This is a genomic window from Oleiphilus sp. HI0123, assembly GCF_001635315.1.
In genome coordinates this window covers 1-4,174 of record NZ_LWGE01000445.1, presented here as the reverse complement: position 1 = coordinate 4,174, position 4,174 = coordinate 1, and the positions used below count along the sequence as shown (strand labels likewise).

The following is a 4,174-nucleotide window of genomic DNA, read 5'->3' as shown; positions in this document are numbered from 1 at the left end:
GGCAACACCTCAAATTATTCAATGTGTGTGCCTATTTTGAAACGAAAAATATTGATAAGGACGTTTAGATAGTGATAACAAGTCAAAGGAGATGACTGATGATAGAAAGGGAAGAATTCGAGTTAGCATTTTATGCAGCAAAAGGCGCTTATGAGTTAGATGCAGGGGGTGGGTTTCTTAAGCATCTTGGTTATGAGTTTGTTGAGAATGGGATCTGGACAATAGAACAAACGGGACTTAAAGCGGCCCTTTATTCAGATGGTACGGGAAATTATGTATTGGCTTTTGCAGGTACTGAAGGTTCCCAAGATTGGTATCAGAATGTATCCAGCCTGGGCTACGGTCAATGGGAGAGTGTACGACAACAAATATTTGAAATGTTTAATGATATTAACTTCGACGTTGGTGATATTGCCACACTGACTGTAACTGGCCATAGTCTTGGTGGAGCTTTGGCGCAGTATGCTGCTTACGAAATAGTGAGCGAGGGAAAACTAGCAGCTAATCAAATAGACCTATTAACCTTCAATGGTTTAGGTGGAGAAGCTAGTCTAGATTCGAAACATTCTGATTATGATAAAGACCTCCTCGCAGACGCAGATATCTATCACTATTATGAACCCTCAGATCTAGTCGTCCAGCTCTCTGAGCATGTCGGAGGTCAGACATCTAACTATCAACTTAGCTCATCAACTGAAGCAGAGTTCTTCCTCGATGCTCATTCCTTAGCAACCATTGAGCTACAGATGAAGGATGGCAGTGTATTAATAGATTCTCAAGCCAACCATCACTATTTTAATTTGGATGATATTTTGCCGTTAGTTCAAGCTTTGAGCTCTGGAACAAATGGCCTATTGGGTGGTGGTGATCAAGAAATCAGTGAAATGGAGGCGATGGCGAGATTATTTACTATATTACCAGGAATTTCCTTGATTGAGGCCTTCCCCCTTAAATCAAGTGAATATACGGAATTAAGAGATTGGGTTCTGGATAACGTTGCAGAAACGGTACTTGATGTAACTGACCCGACTGAGAGAGCGGTGACAGTATTCGGGCTTGGTGCGGCAATAGGGGCTCTCTCTACAGGACTTAACTTTTCTAGACTTCCCCTCCTCCTCGAAGCGGGTTCCCAATTAACGGCTTCTTATCTAGAGTATTTAAATGCAAACAATGATCAGCCGGACGCGACAACACCGGCAAAGGATGCCTTAGCGTTTAGTCTGTTTTCGATACTTAGCGGTGGCAGACTCAATGATCAGGGGGGGATGGAAGGAGGGACTATTAGTCGTGTGGAAGTTAATCATATACTAGAGGGCAGCGCTCCTCACGAAGCTCAAAGATACTCTGAGGTTTTTCAAGCTGTAGCGGATATATTAGGTGAAAATGTAGAAGATGGTCTTAAGGGGTATATTGACTTCCATCATACGCTGTTGAGTCAGGGCATACACTTTTCGACTGTTGCTGATGCTAGAGGAGTGGATAGAGAGCAATTAGAGCACTGGCTTAATCAATCCGGTTACTTTGATCTGGACGCCCGATTAGCCCGATATAGTGTGATCAATAATCTGCCATTCATCCTAATGGGCCCTGAACTGGCAAGTGCTGTTTCTTCGGAAATCAGGGAATCAGATCGCTATGCTAAAGATACTTATTCCGAACCCTATTGGGTTGATAGGCTTAATTTTTATGAGCTAACACTTTCACAAAACCGAGAGAACCTTCCATATGGGGACGGCTTGGGGACTGAATACGCACTTTTTAAGGACTTGCAAACTGGAGATATAGCTAAAAACTACCTCTTCGCAGATAAGGTAAATACATATACTTTCGGGACAGAAGACAATGATACTTCTGGATTAGAGGGCGGAGAGTATCATGATCACCTATATGGAAATGGCGGTGATGACATTTTATTTGGCAGAGAGGGCGAAGATGTTCTAGATGGCGGAAAAGGAAACGACCACCTTCACGGCGGCACTGGAAACGATTTCTTAGTCGGCGGAGCAGACAACGATACCTACCACTTCACACAAGGTCACGGCTACGACAGGATTGAAGATACTGAAGGAATAAACACCCTCATAATTGGTGGTCGAACCATCACTGCTCTAGAAAAAGTTTCTGGTACAGAAGACTCATATAAAAACGCATTAGATGAAAACGATCCCTATCGCTATCAACTCACTGTGTCAGGCTTTAGAGCCGTAGGCGCTAATGGGGATATTGTCGACGTCATCGCTCAATCAGACTTTTCCCGCTTCGGTATTAATGTTGAAAACAACGAACCTGAACCAAGCCCCGCAGGTGGAGACATCGTCGTCGGTTCAGGCCATAACTACGATGGTGTTAACAACTGGGCTCCCAGTAGAGGTGGAACGGCTACTATTGAAGATAATATTTTCTATGATGCCAGCTTATATGATGCTGACTTATATAACGATGGATACGCCGGCAATGACTGGGAGTTCTGGGGCAGTCATGGCAATGATTATCTAAAAGGCGGTGTAGAAGATGACGTACTGAAAGGTAATCTAGGTGATGATGACCTGCTCGGTGGCGAAGGTAACGACGAGCTATTCGGTCATGCTGGTAAAGATAACCTTGTTGGCGGAACGGGTAATGATACCTTGGTTGGCGGCAGTGGGTCCGATACCTTGTCGGGTGGAGAAGGTATCGACTTCATCTTTGGCAATGGCCCTTACATAAATATTGATGCTGAAACGGGCGAAGTGCTCAATGAAGCCGGAACTGATGTCGGTGATGTAGATATCGTCGACGGGGGGGCCGGAAATGACCGAATCTCTTCAGGCAAGTACACCGACATACTATCGGGTGGTGCGGGCGAGGACCAAATATATGGTGGCGAAGGTAATGACGTTATTGATGGTGGTGCCGACAATGATTTTATTATGGGAGACTCCGCCGGTAACCGTGTTCGCTATACTGAGCCTGGTTTAGGTGGTGATATTCGCATCTTTACCATCACAGATCATATTGACCGTCTGGATGAAAGCCTGAGCTATAACGATACCATTGATGGTGGTCAGGGGGACGATATCATCTTGGGTGAAGCGGGTGATGATACGATTGACGGTGGTGATGGAGATGACTACATCGAAGGTGATAAATCCAACGACAATGGCTTTTTCACAGCTGAAGGTCAGTATCTGTCTTATACCAATAAGGAGGGTGTAGAGCGCTTAATTACGGCTGATGATTATGTCGAATTCCAAGAAGAATGGAGCGGTAACGATACCCTAAAAGGCGGTGCTGGCGTCGATACAATATACGGCAATGGTGGAAATGATACGCTTCATGGTGGGAGTGAGACTGACTGGCTTTATGGGGGAACGGGCTCCGACACAATTAATGGTGATGAAGGTAGTGATGTTCTCTATGGCGACGAAGGGAATGACCGTCTTAATGGCGGGGAGCAGCATGACTGGCTTTACGGCGGTGAAGGTGATGATCAATTATATGGCGGCGCAGGTAATGACCAGATCCAGGGTGGAAAAGGTGATGACGTTTTATCTGGAGGCTCGGGTACAGACCGCTTAGACGGAGGCGCGGGTAATGATACCTTTATCGTGAAGCCCGGTGACGGTACGATCTATATTACTGATACCCAAGGCATCAATATCCTAGCTTTTGAGGGTGGTTTGAATGCTGGCGATATTTATACCTATGCGAGACCTTCTTCTCAAGATCCTACAAGCGACAGTTTTATTAAGATAAATTATGGCTCGAATGAAAGTGATGTGATCGCTATGTCGCAGACGACTTTCTCGTACATCCGTGAAGCTCGATTTGCTGATGGTTCAAGTTTATCTCTCATTGTCGACAACTTGTCCAATGGAACTAACCTAGGAACGGATAGTGATGACCATATCACCTCGGACGGCGTAGGCTCGAAGCACTATTATGGGTTCAGTGGTGCCGACACTATTGATGCCGGAGACGGCCAGGATTATGTCTATGGTGGTGATGATAACGACGCAATCAATGGCAATAGTGGGGATGATTATCTGTATGGTGATGTCGGTGATGACGTTATTGCAGGAGGAGAAGGAGACGATGTCATTTTTGGCGGAGCAGGAAATGATACCTACCTGTATAGCCTGGGTGATGGTGCTGACTATATCTCGACCTATGATGAAACTGAAGGTCGACAAGA

1 pseudogene is annotated in these 4,174 nt (G+C 45.3%); it reads left to right on the top strand.

Features of this window, described 5'->3' with window-relative positions:
• Positions 1-98: 98 nt before the first annotated feature.
• Positions 99-4,174 (top strand): annotated as a pseudogene (locus A3761_RS28820) (DUF2974 domain-containing protein); the annotation flags it as partial.